Source organism: Variovorax sp. P4_B11, from assembly GCF_056402355.1.
The window spans coordinates 39,538-57,007 of the sequence record NZ_JBFUHO010000020.1 but is presented as its reverse complement, the minus strand read 5'-3'; the positions used below and the strand labels follow the sequence as shown (position 1 = coordinate 57,007).

Below are 17,470 nucleotides of genomic sequence, written 5' to 3'. Positions count from 1 at the left end.
CTCAGCGGCTTGGCGCTGCGCTGAAGAAGGCGTCGAACAGCGCCGCCAGCGGGCCGAACTCGGCCTGCAGCGCCGAACGGTTCACGAAGTAGGCCTCGCAGGCGACGGCGAAGAATTCGGCCGGCGATTGGGCGCCATAGGGGTCCAGCCAGGGCGCTTCGCCGCCGAAGCGCTCGGCCATGATGGCTTTCTCGCGCAGAGCCTCGTAGGCCGGCTGGAGCACCCCGAACCAGGCGGCGCGCGCCTCCTTCGCGCTGTGCGTGCCGAGGAAGCCCGGCGGCAGCGGCGGGCAGCCGTCGGCGGCACCTTGCGCCATGTCGATCTTGTGGGCGAACTCGTGGATCACGACGTTGTAGCCCTCGGCGCGCGTGATGCTGCTGGCCAGCACGTCCTGCCAGCTCAGCATCACCGGGCCGCGGTCCATCGCCTCGCCGGCGACGATCTCGTCGTATTGGTGGACCACGCCCGTGGCGTCGGTGGTCGTGCGGTGCGCAACCACCTCGGACGGGTGCACCACGATACCGACGAAATCGTCGTACCAGCGCAGGCCGCCCTTCAGGTTGAGCACCGGCAGCACGGCCTGGGCGGCGATCGCCAGCGCCACTTCGTCGGTGATCACGAAGCCGTGCGCACCGTGGAATTCCTTGTCGCGCAGGAACTCGGCCGCGAGCGTGCGCAAGCGGACTTGTTCGGCGGCCGGGCGTTCGGCCAGGAAGCGGTAGCGCGTCAGTGTGGCCTGCCAGGCCGCGTCCGGGATCGTGGGGGGCGCGCGCAGCCTGCGCAGCCAGCCGAACATCAGCGCAGGTCGACGCGCTGGGCGCCTGCGCTCGACAGGCACAGCAGTTGGGCGCGCGGCGGATGCGCGGCGACGTCCCAGTCGCTCAGAACGATCCGGCGCAGGCCTTGCCCGAGGTCGTGGATCGCCGGCCGGTGGGTGTGGCCGTGCACCAGCGTGTGGGCGCCGGCCTGCCGCAGCCAGTCGCGTGCGGCGTCGGCGTCGACATCGGCCCACACCATGTCCGGGCTGCGCTTGCGGTCTTCGCTCTGGGCCCGCACCGAACGCGCGAGCGTGCGGCGCTCCTCGAGCGGACGGGCCAGCAGCGCCCGCTGCCATTCGGGGGTGCGCACCTGGGCGCGAAAGCGCAGGTACTCGGTGTCCTCGAGGCACAGCGCGTCGCCGTGGCTCAGCAGCCAGCGCTCTCCGTGCAGCACCAGCACGGTCGGGTCGGTGACCAGCGTCATGCCGCAGCGCGCCGCGAAGTCGGCACCGACCAGGAAGTCGCGGTTGCCGTGCATGAAGAAGACCGGCCGGCGCGCGGACGCCGCCCGCAGCAGCTCGGCGCATTGCGCCTCGAAGCCGGGCAGGGCGGCGGCGTCGTCGCCGACCCAGACCTCGAACAGGTCGCCGAGGATGAAGACGGCGTCCGCCGGGGTGGTCTCGAGGTAGCCCTGCCAAGCGGCCACCGTGGCCGGCTCCGACGCCTGCAGGTGCAGGTCGGAGATCAGGTCGACCGTGCGCCACGCGGGTGGCGCGACGATCTCGGCGAATGCCGCCATGGAAGCTCAGTCCGCCGCAGGGCCGCCCCAAGGCGGACTCGGCCCCCTCGGGGGGCAGCGAGTACACGAAGTGACGAGCGTGGGGGTCATGCAGTCCGCCGCAGGGCCGCCCCAAGGCGGACTCGGCCCCCTCGGGGGGCAGCGAGTACACGAAGTGACGAGCGTGGGGGTCATGTCGTCAGGCCTTGACGACGGCCTTCTCGATCACGACGTCCTCGAGCGGCACGTCGTCGTGGAAGCCCTTGCGGCCGGTCTTGACGGCCTTGATGCCGTCGACCACTTCCTTGCCGCCGATCACCTTGCCGAACACCGCATAGCCCCAGCCCTGGGCCGAAGGTGCCGTGTGGTTCAGGAAGCCGTTGTCGGCGACGTTGATGAAGAACTGCGCAGTGGCCGAGTGGGGCGCGTTGGTGCGCGCCATGGCGACCGTGTAGTTGTCGTTCTTGAGGCCGTTGTTGGCTTCGTTCTGGATCTCGGCGCCGGTCGGCTTCTGGGTCATGCCGGGCTCGAAGCCGCCGCCCTGCACCATGAAGCCGGGGATCACGCGGTGGAACACGGTGTTGTCGTAGTGCCCCTTGTTCACGTACTCGAGGAAGTTGGCGACCGTCTTGGGGGCCTTGTCCTGATCGAGTTCGAGCGTGATGACGCCCTTGTCCTTGATGTGCAGTTCGACTTGCGGGTTGCTCATGGCAGTTCCTTTGCTTATTTCGCCAGGGTGGCGGACTGGATGGTGATGGTTTCGACCGGCACGTCCTGCATGCCGCCCTTGTTGCCGGTGCGTGCGGCGCGGATCTTGTCGACCACCTCGGTGCCCGAGACCACCTTGCCGAACACCGTGTAGCCGTAGCCGTCGGGGTTGGGGGCGTCGAGCATGGCGTTGTCCTTCACGTTGATGAAGAACTGCGCGGTGGCCGAGTTCGGGTCGGAGGTGCGCGCCATGGCGATCGTGTACTTGTCGTTCTTGAGGCCGTTCTTGGCCTCGAGCGGGATCGGCGCGCGGGTCGGCTTCTGCTTCAGGTCGGGCGTGAAGCCGCCGCCCTGGATCATGAAGCCGTCGATGACGCGGTGGAACACCGTGCCGTCATACTGCTTGTCCTTGACGTACTGCAGGAAATTGTCGACCGTCTTGGGGGCCTTGTCGGGCGCCAGCTCGACCACGATGTCGCCGGCAGAGGTGGCGAGCTTGACGCGCGGCGCGCTCTGGGCCCAGCTGGGCGCAGCGGTGGCGGCCAGGGCCAGCGTGGCGGCCAGAGCGAGGGCCCGGCGGCGCGAAAGGACTTGAGAAATCACGGATGGATCGCTTTCGTGTGCGTGCGCCGCAGCGCGTTCTGGGAAGGGTTCAGTTGCGCACCGGCTTGCGCACCGAAGGGATTGCCGGCGGCAGGGTGTCCGAGGCCGGCACGCCGAACATCTGGCGCACCAGCGCGAGCTTCGGCGGCACGGTCGTGTTGCCGGCCTCCAGCTTCAGCGCCCGGGCGTAGGACTGGGCCGCCAGCCGCGCATACACGTCGCCGAGGTTCTCGTGCGCGGTCGCGTAGTCGGGGTTGAGCTTGATCGCCATCTCGAGCGCGGCGCGGGCCTTGTCGAACTGGCTCTGCGCCGCGTAGAGCGCGGCCAGGTTGTTGTAGGGCTCGGGCAGTTCGGGGAAGTCCTGGGTCAAGGCCGTGAAGACCTCGACCGCGTCGGCCTGCTTGCCTTGCTCGGTCAGGATCACGCCGCGCAGGAATCGCATCTGCGGGTCGCGCGGCTTGCCGGCGATGTAGGTGTCGGCCTTGGCCAGCGCCTGGTCGGCCTTGCCCTGGCGCAGCAGGGTGTTGACGTCGGAATAGTCGTCGGCGTGGACGGCGCCGGCCAGCAGGGCGAACAGGAGCGCCGCGATGGCTCGGAAGCTGCGGGAGACGGGGAGGGGGGAGAAGGCGGCGTGCTGCATGGAGCCTCGGGAGTGAGAGGAGACGGGCCTCGTAAACACGCGGAAAACTTCCGGCGGTGGCCGTTTACAATGGGCGCCATTGTAGCCGAGGGGGCATGTCCAGCCGCCCGTCGCCACACCCCCGTCACCCCTGAAAAACCCCCATCGTTCGCCCGTTTCCGTGCGTGCGCGAACCGACGTTTCCGAGCCTCATGAGTCTTCGCATCTACAACACGCTGTCGCGTGAACTGGAGGAATTTTCCCCACTGCAACCCGGCAGGGTGCGCATGTACGTGTGCGGCATGACGGTCTACGACTACTGCCACCTGGGCCACGCGCGCTCGATGATCGCCTTCGACGTGGTGCAGCGCTGGCTCAAGGCTTCGGGCCTGGCGGTCGACTACGTGCGCAACATCACCGACATCGACGACAAGATCATCCGCCGGGCGGTCGAGAACGGCGAGAGCATCCGGGCCCTGACCGATCGGATGATCGACGCCTTGCACGAGGATGCCGACGCGCTCGGGATCGAACGGCCTACGCACGAACCGCGGGCCACGGAGTTCATTCCGCAGATGCTGTCGATGATCTCCACGCTCGAGCACAAGGGCCTGGCCTACCGCTCGCCCAACGGCGATGTCAATTTCGCGGTGCGCAAGTTCCCGGGCTACGGCAAGTTGAGCGGCAAGTCGCTCGACGAGCTGCATGCCGGCGAGCGCGTGGCCGTGCTCGACGGCAAGGACGACCCGCTCGATCCGGTGCTCTGGAAGAGCGCCAAGGCCAGCGAGCCCGAGGAGGTGAAGTGGGCGAGCGAATTCGGCCCGGGCCGGCCCGGCTGGCACATCGAGTGCTCGGCGATGGCCTGCCAGTTGCTCGGCGCGACGCTGGACATCCATGGCGGCGGCGCCGACCTGCAGTTCCCGCACCACGAGAACGAGATCGCCCAGAGCGAAGGTGCCAATGGCAAGCCGCTGGCCCGTACCTGGATGCACAACGGCTTCATCAACATCGACGACGAGAAGATGTCCAAGAGCCTGGGCAACTTCTTCCTGATCCGCGACGTGCTGAAGCAGTTCGATGCCGAGACCATCCGCTTCTTCGTCGTCCGGGCGCACTATCGCAGCCCGCTCAACTACAGCGACGTGCACCTGAACGACGCGCGCAATTCGCTGCGCCGGCTCTACAACGCGCTCGCCCTGGTGCCGCCGGCGCCGGTGGCGATCGACTGGAACAACGCCCATGCCGCACGTTTCAAGGCGGCCATGGACGAAGACTTCGGCACTCCCGAGGCGGTGGCCGTGCTGTTCGACCTGGCCGGTGAAGTCAACCGCACGCAGTCGCGCGAGTCCGCGGGCCTGCTGAAGGCCCTGGCCGGTTGCCTCAACCTGCTGCAATCCGAGCCGCAGGCCTTCCTGCAGGCCGGCAGCACGCTTGACGACGCGACCATCCAGGCCCTGATCCAGCAGCGCGCCGAGGCCAAGGCGGCGAAGGATTTCGCCGAGGCCGACCGCATCCGCAGCGAACTCCTGGCCCAGGGCATCGTGCTGAAGGACTCGGCGAGCGGCACCACCTGGACCTCGGCGCAGTGAGCGCCGCCGCCCGACCCATGTCCGCCGCCAAGGAGCCGATCGTCCAGGTCTTCACGCCCGACTACTGGGAGGAGGCCTGCCGGCATCTCGCGAAAAAGGACCGCGTGATGAAGCGGCTGATTCCGCGCTTCGGCGACGTTCGCCTGGAGTCCCGTGGCGACGCCTTCACGACGCTCGCCCGCAGCATCGTCGGCCAGCAGATCTCGGTGAAGGCGGCGCAGACGGTGTGGAGCCGCTTCCTCGAGCTGCCGCGCAAGCTGACGCCGGCCAGCGTGCTGAAGCTCAAGGTCGACGACATGCGCGCCGCCGGCCTGTCGGTGCGCAAGGTCGAATACCTGGTCGACCTGGCGATCCATTTCGACTCGGGCGCGGTGCATGTCAACGCCTGGGAGAACATGTCCGACGAGATGATCATCGCGGAACTGGTCGCAATCCGCGGTATCTCACGCTGGACCGCCGAGATGTTCCTGATCTTCCACCTGATGCGGCCCAACGTGCTGCCGCTGGACGATCCGGGCCTGATCACCGGTATCAGCCAGAACTATTTTTCCGGCGATCCGGTCAGCCGCAGCGACGCCCGCGAGGTGGCGGTCGCCTGGGCGCCGTATTGCAGCGTCGCGACTTGGTATATTTGGCGATCGCTCGACCCGCTACCGGTCGCATATTGAAAAACAGGAGAAGACGTTGGCGAAACGAACCTTTCTCGACTTCGAGCAGCCCGTGGCCGAGCTCGAAAGCAAGATCGAAGAACTGCGCTATGTGCAGACCGAATCGGCGGTCGACATCTCGGAAGAAATCGATCAGCTGGGCAAGAAGAGCCTGCAGCTCACCAAGGACATCTACAGCGATCTGACGCCCTGGCAGATCACCAAGATCGCCCGCCATCCGGAGCGCCCCTACACGCTCGACTACGTGAACGAGATCTTCACCGATTTCGTCGAACTGCACGGCGACCGCCATTTCTCGGACGACCTGTCGATCGTCGGCGGCCTGGCGCGCTTCAACGGCACGCCCTGCATGGTGCTGGGCCACCAGAAGGGCCGCGACACCAAGGAGCGCACGGCGCGCAACTTCGGCATGAGCAAGCCCGAGGGCTACCGCAAGGCGCTGCGCCTCATGAAGACGGCCGAGAAGTTCAAGCTGCCGGTCTTCACCTTCGTCGACACGCCGGGCGCCTATCCGGGCATCGACGCCGAGGAGCGCGGCCAGTCGGAGGCCATCGGCCGCAACATCTTCGAGATGGCGCAGCTCGAAGTGCCGATCATCGTCACCATCATCGGCGAAGGCGGCTCCGGCGGCGCGCTGGCGATCTCGGTCGGCGACCAGCTGGTGATGCTGCAGTACTCGATCTACTCGGTGATCAGCCCCGAAGGCTGCGCCTCGATCCTCTGGAAGACCGGCGACAAGGCCCAGGAAGCGGCCGATGCGCTGGGCATCACGGCGCACCGCCTCAAGGCGCTCGGCCTGGTCGACAAGATCGTCAACGAGCCGGTCGGCGGCGCCCACCGCGACCACCGCCAGATGGCTGCCTTCCTCAAGCGGGCGCTCAACGATGCCTTCCGCCAGGTCGGCGACCTGTCGACCAAGGACCTGCTGAACCGCCGCTACGAGCGGCTGCAGAGCTACGGCCGCTTCGCCGACACCAAGGCCGACAGCGGCAAGTAGGGTGCGGGGCGGCCGGAGCTCCCGGTCCCGCGCTCGCTCAGCTTCAATGGAAAACCCGGCAGCCCAAGCACTCGCATCCTGGGCTGCGGCTCCCTTGCCGCTGGGTATCGCCTTCAGCGGCGGCGCCGATTCCACCGCGTTGTTGCACGCCGCCGCTGCCCGCTGGCCGGGGCGGGTGCATGCGCTGCACGTGCACCACGGCCTGCAGCAGGCGGCCGATGACTTCGAATCCCACTGTGCCGCCGCCTGCGCTGCGCTCGGCGTGCCCCTGCATTCGGGCCGTGTCGATGCCCGCCATGCGCCGGGCGAGAGCCCCGAGGACGTTGCCCGCCGCGCCCGCTACGCGTCCTTGGCGGCGCTGGCGCTGGCTCACGGGATGCATCACATCGCGCTGGCCCAGCATGCCGACGACCAGGTGGAGACGATGCTGATCGCGCTCGGCCGTGGCGCCGGCCTCGACGGGCTGGCCGGGATGCCGCGGCAGATCGCGCGCCACGGCGTGTGTTTCCATCGGCCGCTGCTGGAGGTGCATGCCGAAGCGCTGCGCGAATGGCTGGCCGCGAGCGGCGTGGCGTACGTCGACGATCCGACCAACGCCGAGTTGCGCTATGCGCGCAACCGCATCCGTCGGCAGGTGCTGCCGGCGCTCGGGCTGGCGCTGCCGCAGTTTCGTGAGACCTTCGCCCGTTCGGCGCGCAACGCGGCCAGGGCCTCGGCCTTGCTGGCCGAGCTCGCCGCCGAGGATCTTTCGGCCGCGGGTTCGCCACCGGCGCTGGCGGTCCTGCGCGCGCTGTCGCCGGAGCGGCTCGCGAACGCCTTGCGCCATTGGCTGAAGCGCGACCATGGCGCGGTGCCGAGCGAAGCGCAGCTGCAGGAACTGCTGGCCCAGATCGCGGCCTGCAGCACGCGCGGCCACCATATCCGCCTCAAGATCGCGGCCGGGCGGGTCGAGCGCGAGGGGCCGGTGCTGCGTTGGTACAATGCTTCGCCCTTGTCGTAGCCCGCAGCCCTCGCGCTGATTTCGGCCCGGCGGGCGCGCGAATATCAGCATTGACCCGCAACGGCCGGCCGTGCGGCATCCGAAATTTTCTCTTTGACTTTCACCCATGGCATTGATCGTTCATAAATACGGCGGCACGTCGATGGGCTCGACCGAGCGCATCCGGAATGTCGCCAAACGCGTTGCCAAGTGGGCACGCGCCGGCCATCAGATGGTCGTGGTCCCGAGCGCCATGAGCGGCGAGACCAACCGCTTGCTCGGGCTTGCCAAGGAACTCGCCCCCGGCACGCCCGACGACGACCACAACCGCGAACTCGACATGCTGGCCTCGACCGGCGAGCAGGCTTCGTCGGCACTGCTGGCCATCGCGCTGCAGGCCGAGGGCCTGCAGGCCGTGAGCTATGCGGGCTGGCAGGTTCAGGTCAAGACCGACAGCGCCTTCACCAAGGCGCGCATCGAGAGCATCGACGACGAGCGCGTGCGCGCCGACCTCGATGCCGGCCGTGTGGTCGTGATCACCGGCTTCCAGGGTGTCGACGACGCCGGCAACATCACCACGCTCGGCCGCGGCGGCAGTGACACTTCGGCAGTGGCCATCGCCGCTGCGATGAAGGCGCATGAATGCCTCATCTACACCGACGTCGACGGCGTCTACACCACCGATCCGCGCGTCGAGCCCGATGCGCGCCGCCTGGCGACCGTGAGCTTCGAGGAGATGCTCGAGATGGCGAGCCTGGGCTCCAAGGTGCTGCAGATCCGCTCGGTCGAGTTCGCCGGCAAGTACAAGGTGCCGCTGCGTGTGCTCTCGAGCTTCACGCCGTGGGACATCGACATCAATGAAGAAGCCAAGTCAGGCACGCTGATCACTTTCGAGGAAGACGAAAACATGGAACAAGCCGTCGTATCCGGCATTGCGTTCAACCGCGACGAAGCCAAGATTTCCGTGCTGGGCGTGCCCGACAAGCCGGGCATCGCGTATCACATCCTCGGCGCCATCGCCGACGCCAACATCGAAGTCGATGTGATCATCCAGAACCTGAGCAAGGACGGCCGCACCGATTTCAGCTTCACGGTGCACCGCAACGACTACGCCCGCGCGGTCGACCTGCTCAAGGCCAAGGTGCTGCCGACGCTGGGCGCGGCCGACATCGTCGGCGACACCAAGATCTGCAAGGTCAGCATCGTCGGCATCGGCATGCGCAGCCACGTTGGCGTGGCCAGCAAGATGTTCCGCGTGCTGAGCGAGGAGGGCATCAACATCCAGATGATCTCGACCAGCGAGATCAAGACCTCGGTCGTGATCGACGAAAAATACATGGAACTCGCGGTCCGCGCGTTGCATAAAGCCTTCGATCTGGACCAACCGACCGCTTGAAGATGGCATAATCGACGGCTCAGGAACTGTGACCGAGTGGCCGAAGGTGCTCCCCTGCTAAGGGAGTATGGGGTGTAGAGCCTCATCGAGGGTTCGAATCCCTCCGGTTCCGCCAGACCAAGCGTGCAAAACGCTTTAAAACGCCCCGCAAGGGGCGTTTTTCATTGGGAAACGCCCAACTGAGCCCCTCCATAAGCGCCCGTAGCGAAACGAGCAAAACCGCCCCGGATGGCCTATGGGATGGCCTATAGGTTTCGGGGTGGGGTGGGCAGGCAGTAGTCCGCCCAGTCCTGCATCATCGCGATCCGCTTGGCCAGCATGTCGCCTCGGCGGTAGGCTGCTTCCACCTTGTTCTCGAGCGCATGCGCCAGGGCCATTTCCGCCAGGTCGTGCGGGTAGGCGGTGCGCTCCGCCGCCCAGTCGCGGAAGGTGGACCGGAAGCCATGTGGCACCGCGTCCAGCTTCAGCCTACGCATCACCGCCGTGAGCGACATGTCCGACATCTGGTTCATCCGGATCGACGGGAAGACCAGGTCGCTCTCCTCGAATCGCGGCTGCGCCTCGAGCAGGGCGACAGCCTGGCGCGAAAGCGGCACGCGATGCGCTTTGTTGCCCTTCATGCGTTCCGCCGGAACATTCCACTGCGCGGCCTCCAGATCCAGCTCCGACCACAGCACGCCGCGCACCTCGCCCGATCGCGCCGCTGTCAGTATCTGGAACAGCAGCGCCTGGGCACCGGTGCTGGCACTGGCGGCGATGCGCCCGACCGCGGCCGGCGCCTCGGACACCGGCACGGCCCGGTGGTGCGCGACGCGCGAGATCTTCCCGGGCTTGGGCAGCAGCTTGTCGAGGTGGCCGCGCCAGCGCGCCGGGTTCTCGCCCTGACGATGGCCGCGCGTGGTGGCCCAGTCCAGCACCTGCTCGATCCGCCCGCGCACCCGCTTGGCGGTCTCGGTCTTGGTCCGCCAGATGGGGTCCAGCACGCGCAGGACCTCGTCCTGGCCGATCGTCGCGACATCGAGCTGCCCGAGCACCGGATCGGCATAGGTCGTGAGCGTGTTCTCCCACTGCTGACGGTGCTTCGAGTTGCGCCACTCCGCCTCGCGTGCCGCGATGAAACGCGCGCTGGCCTTCTTGAAGGTCAGTGCACGGGCGCGGGATTGCTCGGCCAGCCTCAGCTGCGCCTTTCGCTCCTGGATGGGGTCTACCCCGCGCTCGATCAGCTCGCGCGCCGCACGGGCCCTGTCGCGGGCCTGCGCGAGCGTCACCCCAGGGAAGCTGCCCAGGCCCATGCGCGGCCGGGCGCCGCCGAGCACGTAGCGCAGCACCCAGGCCCGAGAGCCACCGACGATCTGAAGGTAGAGGCCAGGCACGCCCCCGACGGCGTGCGCCCCTTCCTGGCGAAGCCGGCCCACCTCGAGGGCGGACATTTCTCGTGGAAGTCTGGGCATGCCGCGTCAGTCTCCGCAGATCGCCACGCCCGAGCTGGCGATCGGGCGCTGCTCGAGCCATCCGTCGACCTCGATCGACACCCACCCGACCGCGCGCGGGCCGAGCTGCCGAGGCCGGGGAAAGCCTTCCTCGACCATCCAGCGGCGAAGCGTGGTTTCAGAGATCCCGAACTTCTCGAGCACCGTCTTCTTCCGGTAGATCAAAGGCGCCGTCGTGACCGCGCGAGGCACCTGGCGAACGGCAGCCGCCTTCATGCCAGCGCTCCCGCGCCGGCGGCGCCCACATTCGCCTGCAGTCCGGCCACGCACGCCAGCGTCGCCTCTGCCAGCGCCTCCATGCTCCCATCGTTCACGATGTCCGCATCGGCCTTGATACGCAGATGCTGCTCGCTCGCATGCGCCGCCGTGTCGACGGCCAGCGGCCGCGCATCCGGCCGGTGCACCCGAACCACATGCGCCCCGAGCCCGCGCAGCACCCGTTCCTCGACCGGGTCGCGCAGATCGGTGACCACGATGCGATTCCATCCGCTCCCGATCTGCCGCCCGATCCAGCGAGCCACGATGTCCGCGTAGTAGCTCGCATCGAACCGCCGCTGGTACGTCGCCCAGCGCTGCAGCACCCAGCGCGGACTGCGCGGCTCGGCCAGGCTCTCGCCGCAGCACACGCACCAGTGCACAAACCCCGGCTCGTTGCACATGCCCGCCGCCAGGGCCGGGATGGGCAGCTCCTTGGTCGGCCGGTGCGTCAGCATGCGGGCGTCGATGCGCCAGGCCTGCGACACCTCGCGCCGCAGCGCGTCGGCAAACGCGATGCTGATGAAGCCGTGGCGCGGCGCCAGCACCTGCGCCACCGTGTCCTTGCCGACATCGGCATGCCCCGTCAGCGCCAGGATCAAGGGCCCGCGCGTGATGAGCCGCCCGCGCAGCTCGGCTTGTTGAAGCAATGTTTCCACTTTGTCTCTCCCTGCAGTTCAAGAAATCAATCAGGCCGGTGACACGGCCCCGCTCATTTGGAGGCCCTGGAGGGCATCAGAAGCACCGTTCCGAGGTCCAGGCGGCCTTGCCCTGTCTCGGCGTCGCGCAGCGCCTCTGCGCGCTCGCGCCGGGCCTTGGCGAAGGTCCGGCGGATGTCGGTATCCACCGAACTCCGGTACCGGAAGCCCTTGTCCCTCACGCCCAGCGAGGGCATGGTCAGCCGCGGCGGGCTCACGGCACCCTCCGCACGCTCAGCAGCCGCACGCCGCCGAAGCGGTCGAAGGCCATGCCCTCCGCCGCCGCGCACGACAGCGCCAGCTGCGTGTAGCGGTGGAACACCCCATCCGCATCGATCACCTTCACGAAAAACGCTCTCATGGGCAGTCCTCCCTTTCCTGTGGTTGACGAAATCACTGCGCCCGCGCGCCGCGCTCGAACACCCAGCAGTGCACCGTCTTCGGCACCTCCTGGCTGTCGTCGCTGCGCACGCGGATGGCGCTGTTCACCGACTTGATGTCGACGAAGCGCCGCTTCTTGCTGGTGCGAAGCACCTTCTTCAGATCGCCCAGCAGCGGTATCTGCTGCCGGTGCGTGCTCGCCTTCTCGACGAACTCGTTCAGGTTCACCGCGATCTGCTGCTCGTCGCGGCTGTGGTTGAGCAGCGGCCGGTCGAAGTGCTCGCCCTTGAGCGTGGTCACGCCCAGGCCGTCGAGGTAGTCGAAGGCCTCCCAGAACTCATGCACCAGCGGGTGATCGGCGTTGATCGCCGCCTGCCGCTCGCGCGCCATCGCCACCACCTGGCTGCGCACCTGGTCGAACTGCTCGTCGCTGAGCTTCACCACACCGCGCATGGCGCTCGCCATCGCCAGCAGCTGCGCGTGGTTCTTCGCGATGCGAGGCTTGTGAATACCTTCCTGGTCCAGCAGAAAGCGAATCGTCTCGTCATGCGACCCGGTGACGCTCGCCATCACCTCCGCCTCGCGCCGCAGCGCCGCCAGGATGAAGCCGCTCGCCTGCTCGATCTCGACCTTCTCCAGCGCCTTGGCGCTCTCGTAGCTCGCCGGCGTGAAGCCGCGCGTGTCGAAAGTCATGTGGCAGATCCGCTCCATGATCGCCTGCGAGGCCATCACCTGGTTGTTCTGGCTGATCACGATCGAGGCGCGGAACGGCGGGTCATACGTCTCGTTGCCGCCCGTCTTCACGCCCGTGGTGCGGATGCTGTTGCCGTTGTAGGCGTCCTTGAGCTCGTCCCAGTCGAACGACTTCACATGCGCCTGCCCGCCGCTCTTGGTCTCGCGGTCCGACTCGATCAGCACGATCGGCAGGTTGCTCACCTGCGTGAAGGTGCGCAGCCGCCCGGCCGGCGTCGACTTCGACGGATCGAAGCCCTCGTAATCGCGTCCGAACAGCTTCCACAGAAACTGGATCAGCGTCGTCTTGCCCGACCCCGGCTCGCCCACGATCTCCAGAAACGGAAAACTCTGCTGGTCCGCCCGCACCTGCTCGGCGAACAGGCTCCCGAACCAGTAGGCGAGGGCGATGTAGCCCTTGGCCCCGAACGCCTTCCACAGATGCTGCTGCCAGCCGCGGTCGTACGCCTCGCGCTCGGCGTTGATGTGCAGCTGTATCGACTTCTGCAGCGACTTGATCGACAGCTGGTCGACGTCGAAGTAGTCCTCGGCATTCACCGGGTGGATCTGCCCCTCGCGCACCGCCACCTTGCCCAGCAGGTAGGCCTTGTGCCGGGCGCTGTAGCCGACGAAATCCACCGTCTGCACCACCTTCGGGTTCTCCAGCTGCCACTGCAGGATCTTCTTGAGCTGCAGCGTGCTGCCGCTGTACATCGCGCCCGGCGCCATGTGCAGCAGGCGCTTTTCGAACTCGCTCGAGCTGGTGAGCTGGCCCGAGGTGAAGGTGCCCTTGACCGTCGCGCCATCGTGCGGGAAGGAGATCCGGAAGTAGTACCAGGCCTCGTCCGTCACCTCGTTGCGCTGGTAGTACAGCGCCTGGGGCAGGCAGTTGGCAATCTGCTGCAGCGTGTGCGATTCGAGCAGCGCGCGGTCGCGCTGGGCGTCTTCGTCCATCTCGCGCTCGCGGCCCTCCTTGATCGCGTCGCGCAGCGCATCGCGGGCCTTGCCGTAGCGGTCGACGTCGAGCTTGAACCACCACAGCCGCCGCCCGTGGTCGAAGTCGAACTCGGCCCGCCCGCTGTGGCCGTAGATCAGCAGCGCCTTCTCCTGCGGCGTGGCGGCCAGCAGCAGGGCGCCCTGGTGCCGGTAGCGCTTGAGGTCGGCCTCGGCCAGCCGGCCGCGCTGGTGCAGGTCGTTCCAGTCGGCCTTGCGCGTGCCGCGCTGCGGGATCTGCGCCGCGGCGCAGGCCCACCCGGCCTCGCGCGCCCGCGCCACGTGCTTCAGCGTGAAGTCCTGCCCGGCCTTGTCGCCATCCAGCGCCCAGACCAGCGTGGGCATGACCACCGCGCCGCCTTGCCCGCTGATGACCGCCTGCAGGTCGGAAAGCGCCTTCTCGGGGTAGTTGTTGCAGCTCAGCAGCGCCACCGCCGCGATGCCGTGGTGCGCGAGCGCGATGGCGTCGAAGATGCCCTCCACCAGCCACAACTCCGCCGGCGGCAGCGCGGGCGGTGAGGCGGGCGGTGGGGCAGGGCCATCGGCGCTGGCGGCCTTCAGCGCCTGGTTGAGTGCCAGCGCAAACGCCTTCTCGGGCCCGGCAGGCCCCGGCGCCGCCGGCGCGATGAAACTCAGCCCCGGCATCGCCCACCAGGTGCCCGCATAGCTCGCGCCACTCTTGAAGTTGGCCTTCTTCTTCCCGAAGCGCTGCGGCCGGTCGATGAGGCGCTCCCACCAGGTCTCGCCCACCTGAAACCGCACCGTGCTGCTGCTGGCGCCGCGCCCCTGGTCGGCGCGCGGGTCGGCATAGGTCTCCTGCGTGTAGGCGCCCCGCACCAGTGCCAGGTCGAAGCCGCGGCCCAGCCGTAGGTAGGCGTCGGCCGCCGCGCTGGGGTTGCGCTGCTCGGGCGGCTTGGCCTCCTCGGGCTTCTGAAAACGCTCCGTCCAGCTCTCGAACAGATCCGGGTACAGCTCCTTCGCGTGGGCCTCGTAGCCGCAGTGGTTGGCCCGCTCGCAGCGCACCACCCACGGGCTGGCGGCGTAGGTCCACATGGACTTGTGCCCGCAGGCCGGGCACACGCCCTGCTGCAGGTACTTGCCGTCGGCCTTCAGTTTGAACGCGTAGTCCTGCGCCAGGCGGGCGGCGATGTCCTCGAGGAGATCTCGGCTCATCCGTCCCCTCAGTTGGCTGCGGCCAGTGAGCCGGGGTCCGGGAAGCTCGCCGCGCGGGGCAGGTCCACGCTCAGCACCAGGCGCAGGCGGCCCTTGGCGACGATGACCGTGTCGGTCGGACCGTAGTGCCGCCGTTCGACCTCCTTCATCCCCTCGGACAGCAGCACGTCGAGCAGGCGCTGTGTCTCCGCGGGCGACGTGAAATAGGTCGAGCGGATGTAGAGCTCCTTGCCGCCCCAGTCGTTGATTTCGCTGATCAGCAGTGACAGGCCTGCGGCCTTCAAGGCCGGCACATAGGCGTCCAACAAGGCCAGCCGTGCCTCCATGCGCTTGAGCGCGGCAAGACGGTCGGCGTGGCGCACTTGCTCGAGTCGCATGGCGGCCTCGTGCAGCGTGGCGGGTGGGAGAGTGGGCTTTTTCATTTCAGGAACCTCCGGGGTGAGCACATCCCGCAGCGCCTCCGAACAGGCACCGCAGGGGCGGACAAAAAAGGGGGAAGGGGAGCGGTCGCCCTGGTGGCTAGGAAGGCCCGTCGGTCGCGAACATGTCGAGCTGGTACGCCTGCGGGCGGCGCGGCTGGTATTCGTCGGTGATGGGGCCGTGCAGCTGCCGCAGGATCACGTCGCGGCGGATGTGGGCCGACAGCGGCAGCAGCACCGATGTCTTGGGGATGGCCGACAGCGACAGCGTGATGTCGGCCTCGGTCGTCGCGCGCCACGAGTGGCCGCATTCCTCGTTGCCGCACACCACGTAGTGCCGCGTGACGGTCGACGAGATCGCCTCGGAGGTCAGGATGGTGCTGACCGTGTCGCAGTGGGGGCAACGCAGCCTCATGCCTCGTCCCCCTGCCGCTTGCCGACCAGAACCAGTGAACGTGGCGCCCCGGTGCCCTGGCGCACCAGCTGCCGCAGCCGGCTCTTGGCCAGCCACTCGACCACCTGGTCGAGCGAGTCGAGCCCCTGCTGCACGCGCACCCGCTCGAAAACCTCGCGCTCGGCATCCGTCAGGGTCAACTGGTGCTCCGGCATGTCGGGTGAGTTTTTAGTCTGCGCAAAAGCACATGGCTCTACGCCGCCATCGGTTCGACACTGCTGCCCACGTCCAGCAGCTGCTGCGCCTGCCGCATCGCCAGCGTGCGCAGCAGCTTGCTGAGCTGCTCGCCCTGGTAGTTGGCCAGCGCCACCAGCAGGGCGTGCTCGTAGTCGTCCAGGCACAGGGTGATGCGGTTGTCGCGCACGCGTTTGGGGTCGGGGTACATGTCGTCGTCAACTTCCAGGGAGGAAAAAGAAGATGTCCAGCAGCAGCGTCGTCGTCAGATTCCAGGCAGCTCCGGCTGCTCGACCGTGCGGCCTATCGCGTCGATGGCGGGGCAGGGCAGTGCCAGCAGACGGGAGACATGTCGAAGCTGTTGGTGAACCGCTTGCCGAAGCCCTGCGGCCGTGGCCTGCTGCAGATCGCGCAGCAGCGACGAGCGCAGCTTGTGCAGAGAGATCTGCTGGCCCACCGTGGTGGGGCGCGCCTCCTGCGGCAGGGCCCGGCCCTCCAGCACATCGAGCACCCACTGGCGGAAGGCCTTGGCCCGCTCCGTGCGGGCCAGCATGCCGAGCAGGTAGCAGCCGCGGGGGCTGAAGATGCGAACGGGCTGGACGCCGCCGGCGGTGGGGAGGTCGAGGAGCTGGGTCATCTCTTCGGTGAACTCGTCGGTGTTGCGATCGAACAGCTTCGACATATCCGAGCTGGGGTTTTGGTAGCCCAAGGCACTTCCAATCTGGAAGGACCTTAGCCAGGGCACGTTGTGGATATCGACGACCTCGAATTCGATGTTCTCGAACGTCAGAATGGCATGAGACATGGTTTCCTTTCTTGGCGAAATGAATCAAGTGACCAGCAAGGTCTTGGTGCGTTCGCAGTCGGCCAGACCGCGTAGCAACGCGAGCCGGGCCACCGATGCCATCGAACGCTGCTCGCGCGCAGCGACCTGCTTGACCTTGTCGAGCTCGGCGGGGAGCAGGCGAAGAGCAATCGGCTTGTTGCTTACAGCGCCGTCTGGAACTCGGCGCGACGAATTCGTTGAGTACTTCATAGACGTGATTAATCGCGGCTGTGTATGCTCGACACACAGAAAATTGCTCAGGGAAGGCAACTATAGAGCAGATAACTGCTTATATCAACCATAAATGGCCGAAGAAATCCGCTTATTGCTGGGCGCCCGCATGCGCGAGGAGCGCGAGCGCCTCGGGTTTTCCCAATCCGCTTTCGCTGACCTTGGCCATGTATCCCTTCGTGCAGAGCAAGACTGGGAGCGGGGTGTGTCGGCGCCGAAAGCTGACTTCCTGGCGGTTGCGGTAACCCACGGCGTGGACGTTCTGTACATCCTCACGGGTCAGCGCTTGGCCGCCGTCGAGAGCAGGCTTTCTCCCGACGAGTTGACGCTGCTCGACAACTACAAACGCACGAACGAAGAGGGAAGGGTTGCTGCCCGGCTGATCCTTTCTTCGCTTGCGCAGGCGAAATCCACGTGAGCTTCCGCCTTGGGTACGCCCGCTCGCTTGGCTGTCGCACTGGGCGATGCACGGCAAGTTGCCGCACGCAGAACTCGTCGATGAAATTGTGCGGATGGTTCGCAGAGTGTTGTGTGTTGTCGCCCGCGTCT

At 67.3% G+C, this 17,470-nt stretch carries 23 protein-coding genes and 1 tRNA gene; 7 read left to right on the top strand and 17 right to left on the bottom strand.

All coding sequences use genetic code 11. The features are described from left to right. Position 1: 1 nt before the first annotated feature. From AC1DYD_RS18970 to AC1DYD_RS18950, 5 genes are all read right to left on the bottom strand, one after another. Positions 2 to 796: a M90 family metallopeptidase gene (locus tag AC1DYD_RS18970; RefSeq protein WP_478174295.1), complete on the bottom strand. Its 795-nt coding sequence runs from the start codon at positions 794 to 796 to the stop codon at positions 2 to 4. Further along, positions 796 to 1,557: a UDP-2,3-diacylglucosamine diphosphatase gene (locus AC1DYD_RS18965; protein WP_478174294.1), complete on the bottom strand. Its 762-nt coding sequence runs from the start codon at positions 1,555 to 1,557 to the stop codon at positions 796 to 798. Before AC1DYD_RS18965 ends, AC1DYD_RS18970 begins: the two co-directional genes overlap by 1 nt. A gap of 178 nt (positions 1,558 to 1,735) precedes the next feature. Further along, positions 1,736 to 2,245, bottom strand: coding sequence for a peptidylprolyl isomerase (locus AC1DYD_RS18960; protein WP_478174293.1), 510 nt, complete (start codon positions 2,243 to 2,245; stop codon positions 1,736 to 1,738). A gap of 14 nt (positions 2,246 to 2,259) precedes the next feature. Then, on the bottom strand, positions 2,260 to 2,844 hold the full coding sequence (locus AC1DYD_RS18955) for a peptidylprolyl isomerase (protein WP_478174351.1): 585 nt from the start codon (positions 2,842 to 2,844) through the stop codon (positions 2,260 to 2,262). Between the two features lie 52 nt (positions 2,845 to 2,896). Next, positions 2,897 to 3,487 carry a tetratricopeptide repeat protein gene (locus AC1DYD_RS18950; RefSeq protein ID WP_478174292.1) on the bottom strand — a complete coding sequence of 197 codons (591 nt, stop codon included), beginning with the start codon at positions 3,485 to 3,487 and terminating at the stop codon, positions 2,897 to 2,899. A gap of 191 nt (positions 3,488 to 3,678) precedes the next feature. Here AC1DYD_RS18950 and cysS point away from each other — a divergent pair, with 191 nt between their 5' ends. From cysS to AC1DYD_RS18920, 6 genes are all read left to right on the top strand, one after another. Next, positions 3,679 to 5,055, top strand: a complete 1,377-nt coding sequence (gene cysS, locus AC1DYD_RS18945; RefSeq protein ID WP_478174291.1) for a cysteine--tRNA ligase — start codon at positions 3,679 to 3,681, stop codon at positions 5,053 to 5,055. A gap of 17 nt (positions 5,056 to 5,072) precedes the next feature. Next, on the top strand, positions 5,073 to 5,723 hold the full coding sequence (locus AC1DYD_RS18940; protein WP_478174290.1) for a DNA-3-methyladenine glycosylase family protein: 651 nt from the start codon (positions 5,073 to 5,075) through the stop codon (positions 5,721 to 5,723). Positions 5,724 to 5,739: 16 nt separating this feature from the next. Then, complete coding sequence (locus tag AC1DYD_RS18935) at positions 5,740 to 6,720, top strand: acetyl-CoA carboxylase carboxyltransferase subunit alpha (protein WP_478174289.1); 981 nt, start codon at positions 5,740 to 5,742, stop codon at positions 6,718 to 6,720. Positions 6,721 to 6,766: 46 nt separating this feature from the next. After that, positions 6,767 to 7,720, top strand: a complete 954-nt coding sequence (gene tilS, locus AC1DYD_RS18930) for a tRNA lysidine(34) synthetase TilS (protein WP_478174288.1) — start codon at positions 6,767 to 6,769, stop codon at positions 7,718 to 7,720. A 106-nt stretch (positions 7,721 to 7,826) separates the two neighbouring features. Next, positions 7,827 to 9,095, top strand: a complete 1,269-nt coding sequence (locus AC1DYD_RS18925; RefSeq protein ID WP_478174287.1) for an aspartate kinase — start codon at positions 7,827 to 7,829, stop codon at positions 9,093 to 9,095. Positions 9,096 to 9,117: 22 nt separating this feature from the next. Then, positions 9,118 to 9,210, top strand: a tRNA-Ser gene (locus AC1DYD_RS18920). Positions 9,211 to 9,340: 130 nt separating this feature from the next. Here the strand turns inward: AC1DYD_RS18920 and AC1DYD_RS18915 are convergent. The 12 genes from AC1DYD_RS18915 to AC1DYD_RS18860 all read right to left on the bottom strand — a co-directional run bounded on the left by AC1DYD_RS18915 (position 9,341) and on the right by AC1DYD_RS18860 (position 16,900). Further along, the gene (locus AC1DYD_RS18915) at positions 9,341 to 10,525 is read right to left on the bottom strand and encodes a tyrosine-type recombinase/integrase (RefSeq protein WP_478174286.1); all 1,185 of its coding nucleotides are present in this window, start codon (positions 10,523 to 10,525) and stop codon (positions 9,341 to 9,343) included. 27 nt (positions 10,526 to 10,552) lie between these two features. Next, the gene (locus AC1DYD_RS18910) at positions 10,553 to 10,801 is read right to left on the bottom strand and encodes a helix-turn-helix transcriptional regulator (RefSeq protein ID WP_478174285.1); all 249 of its coding nucleotides are present in this window, start codon (positions 10,799 to 10,801) and stop codon (positions 10,553 to 10,555) included. Beyond that, positions 10,798 to 11,499, bottom strand: coding sequence for a deoxynucleotide monophosphate kinase family protein (locus tag AC1DYD_RS18905; RefSeq protein ID WP_478174284.1), 702 nt, complete (start codon positions 11,497 to 11,499; stop codon positions 10,798 to 10,800). The genes AC1DYD_RS18910 and AC1DYD_RS18905 overlap by 4 nt, the downstream gene beginning before the upstream one ends. A 53-nt stretch (positions 11,500 to 11,552) precedes the next feature. Further along, on the bottom strand, positions 11,553 to 11,756 hold the full coding sequence (locus tag AC1DYD_RS18900; protein ID WP_478174283.1) for a hypothetical protein: 204 nt from the start codon (positions 11,754 to 11,756) through the stop codon (positions 11,553 to 11,555). Beyond that, entirely contained in the window at positions 11,753 to 11,899 is a 147-nt protein-coding gene (locus AC1DYD_RS18895) for a hypothetical protein (protein WP_478174282.1), read from the bottom strand. Before AC1DYD_RS18895 ends, AC1DYD_RS18900 begins: the two co-directional genes overlap by 4 nt. A 32-nt stretch (positions 11,900 to 11,931) precedes the next feature. After that, positions 11,932 to 14,817 carry a toprim domain-containing protein gene (locus AC1DYD_RS18890; protein ID WP_478174281.1) on the bottom strand — a complete coding sequence of 962 codons (2,886 nt, stop codon included), beginning with the start codon at positions 14,815 to 14,817 and terminating at the stop codon, positions 11,932 to 11,934. 8 nt (positions 14,818 to 14,825) lie between these two features. Next, entirely contained in the window at positions 14,826 to 15,239 is a 414-nt protein-coding gene (locus AC1DYD_RS18885; protein ID WP_478174280.1) for a hypothetical protein, read from the bottom strand. Between the two features lie 97 nt (positions 15,240 to 15,336). Beyond that, positions 15,337 to 15,651 (bottom strand): ogr/Delta-like zinc finger family protein, encoded by a 315-nt coding sequence (locus AC1DYD_RS18880; protein WP_478174279.1) that lies wholly within the window; start codon positions 15,649 to 15,651, stop codon positions 15,337 to 15,339. Further along, positions 15,648 to 15,830, bottom strand: a complete 183-nt coding sequence (locus AC1DYD_RS18875; protein WP_478174278.1) for a hypothetical protein — start codon at positions 15,828 to 15,830, stop codon at positions 15,648 to 15,650. Before AC1DYD_RS18875 ends, AC1DYD_RS18880 begins: the two co-directional genes overlap by 4 nt. A 53-nt stretch (positions 15,831 to 15,883) precedes the next feature. After that, positions 15,884 to 16,075: a hypothetical protein gene (locus AC1DYD_RS18870; RefSeq protein WP_478174277.1), complete on the bottom strand. Its 192-nt coding sequence runs from the start codon at positions 16,073 to 16,075 to the stop codon at positions 15,884 to 15,886. Between the two features lie 54 nt (positions 16,076 to 16,129). Further along, positions 16,130 to 16,669 carry a BRO-N domain-containing protein gene (locus AC1DYD_RS18865; RefSeq protein WP_478174276.1) on the bottom strand — a complete coding sequence of 180 codons (540 nt, stop codon included), beginning with the start codon at positions 16,667 to 16,669 and terminating at the stop codon, positions 16,130 to 16,132. A 24-nt stretch (positions 16,670 to 16,693) separates the two neighbouring features. Beyond that, complete coding sequence (locus AC1DYD_RS18860) at positions 16,694 to 16,900, bottom strand: hypothetical protein (RefSeq protein WP_478174275.1); 207 nt, start codon at positions 16,898 to 16,900, stop codon at positions 16,694 to 16,696. 94 nt (positions 16,901 to 16,994) lie between these two features. Here AC1DYD_RS18860 and AC1DYD_RS18855 point away from each other — a divergent pair, with 94 nt between their 5' ends. Further along, complete coding sequence (locus AC1DYD_RS18855; protein WP_478174274.1) at positions 16,995 to 17,339, top strand: helix-turn-helix domain-containing protein; 345 nt, start codon at positions 16,995 to 16,997, stop codon at positions 17,337 to 17,339. Positions 17,340 to 17,470 lie beyond the last annotated feature (131 nt).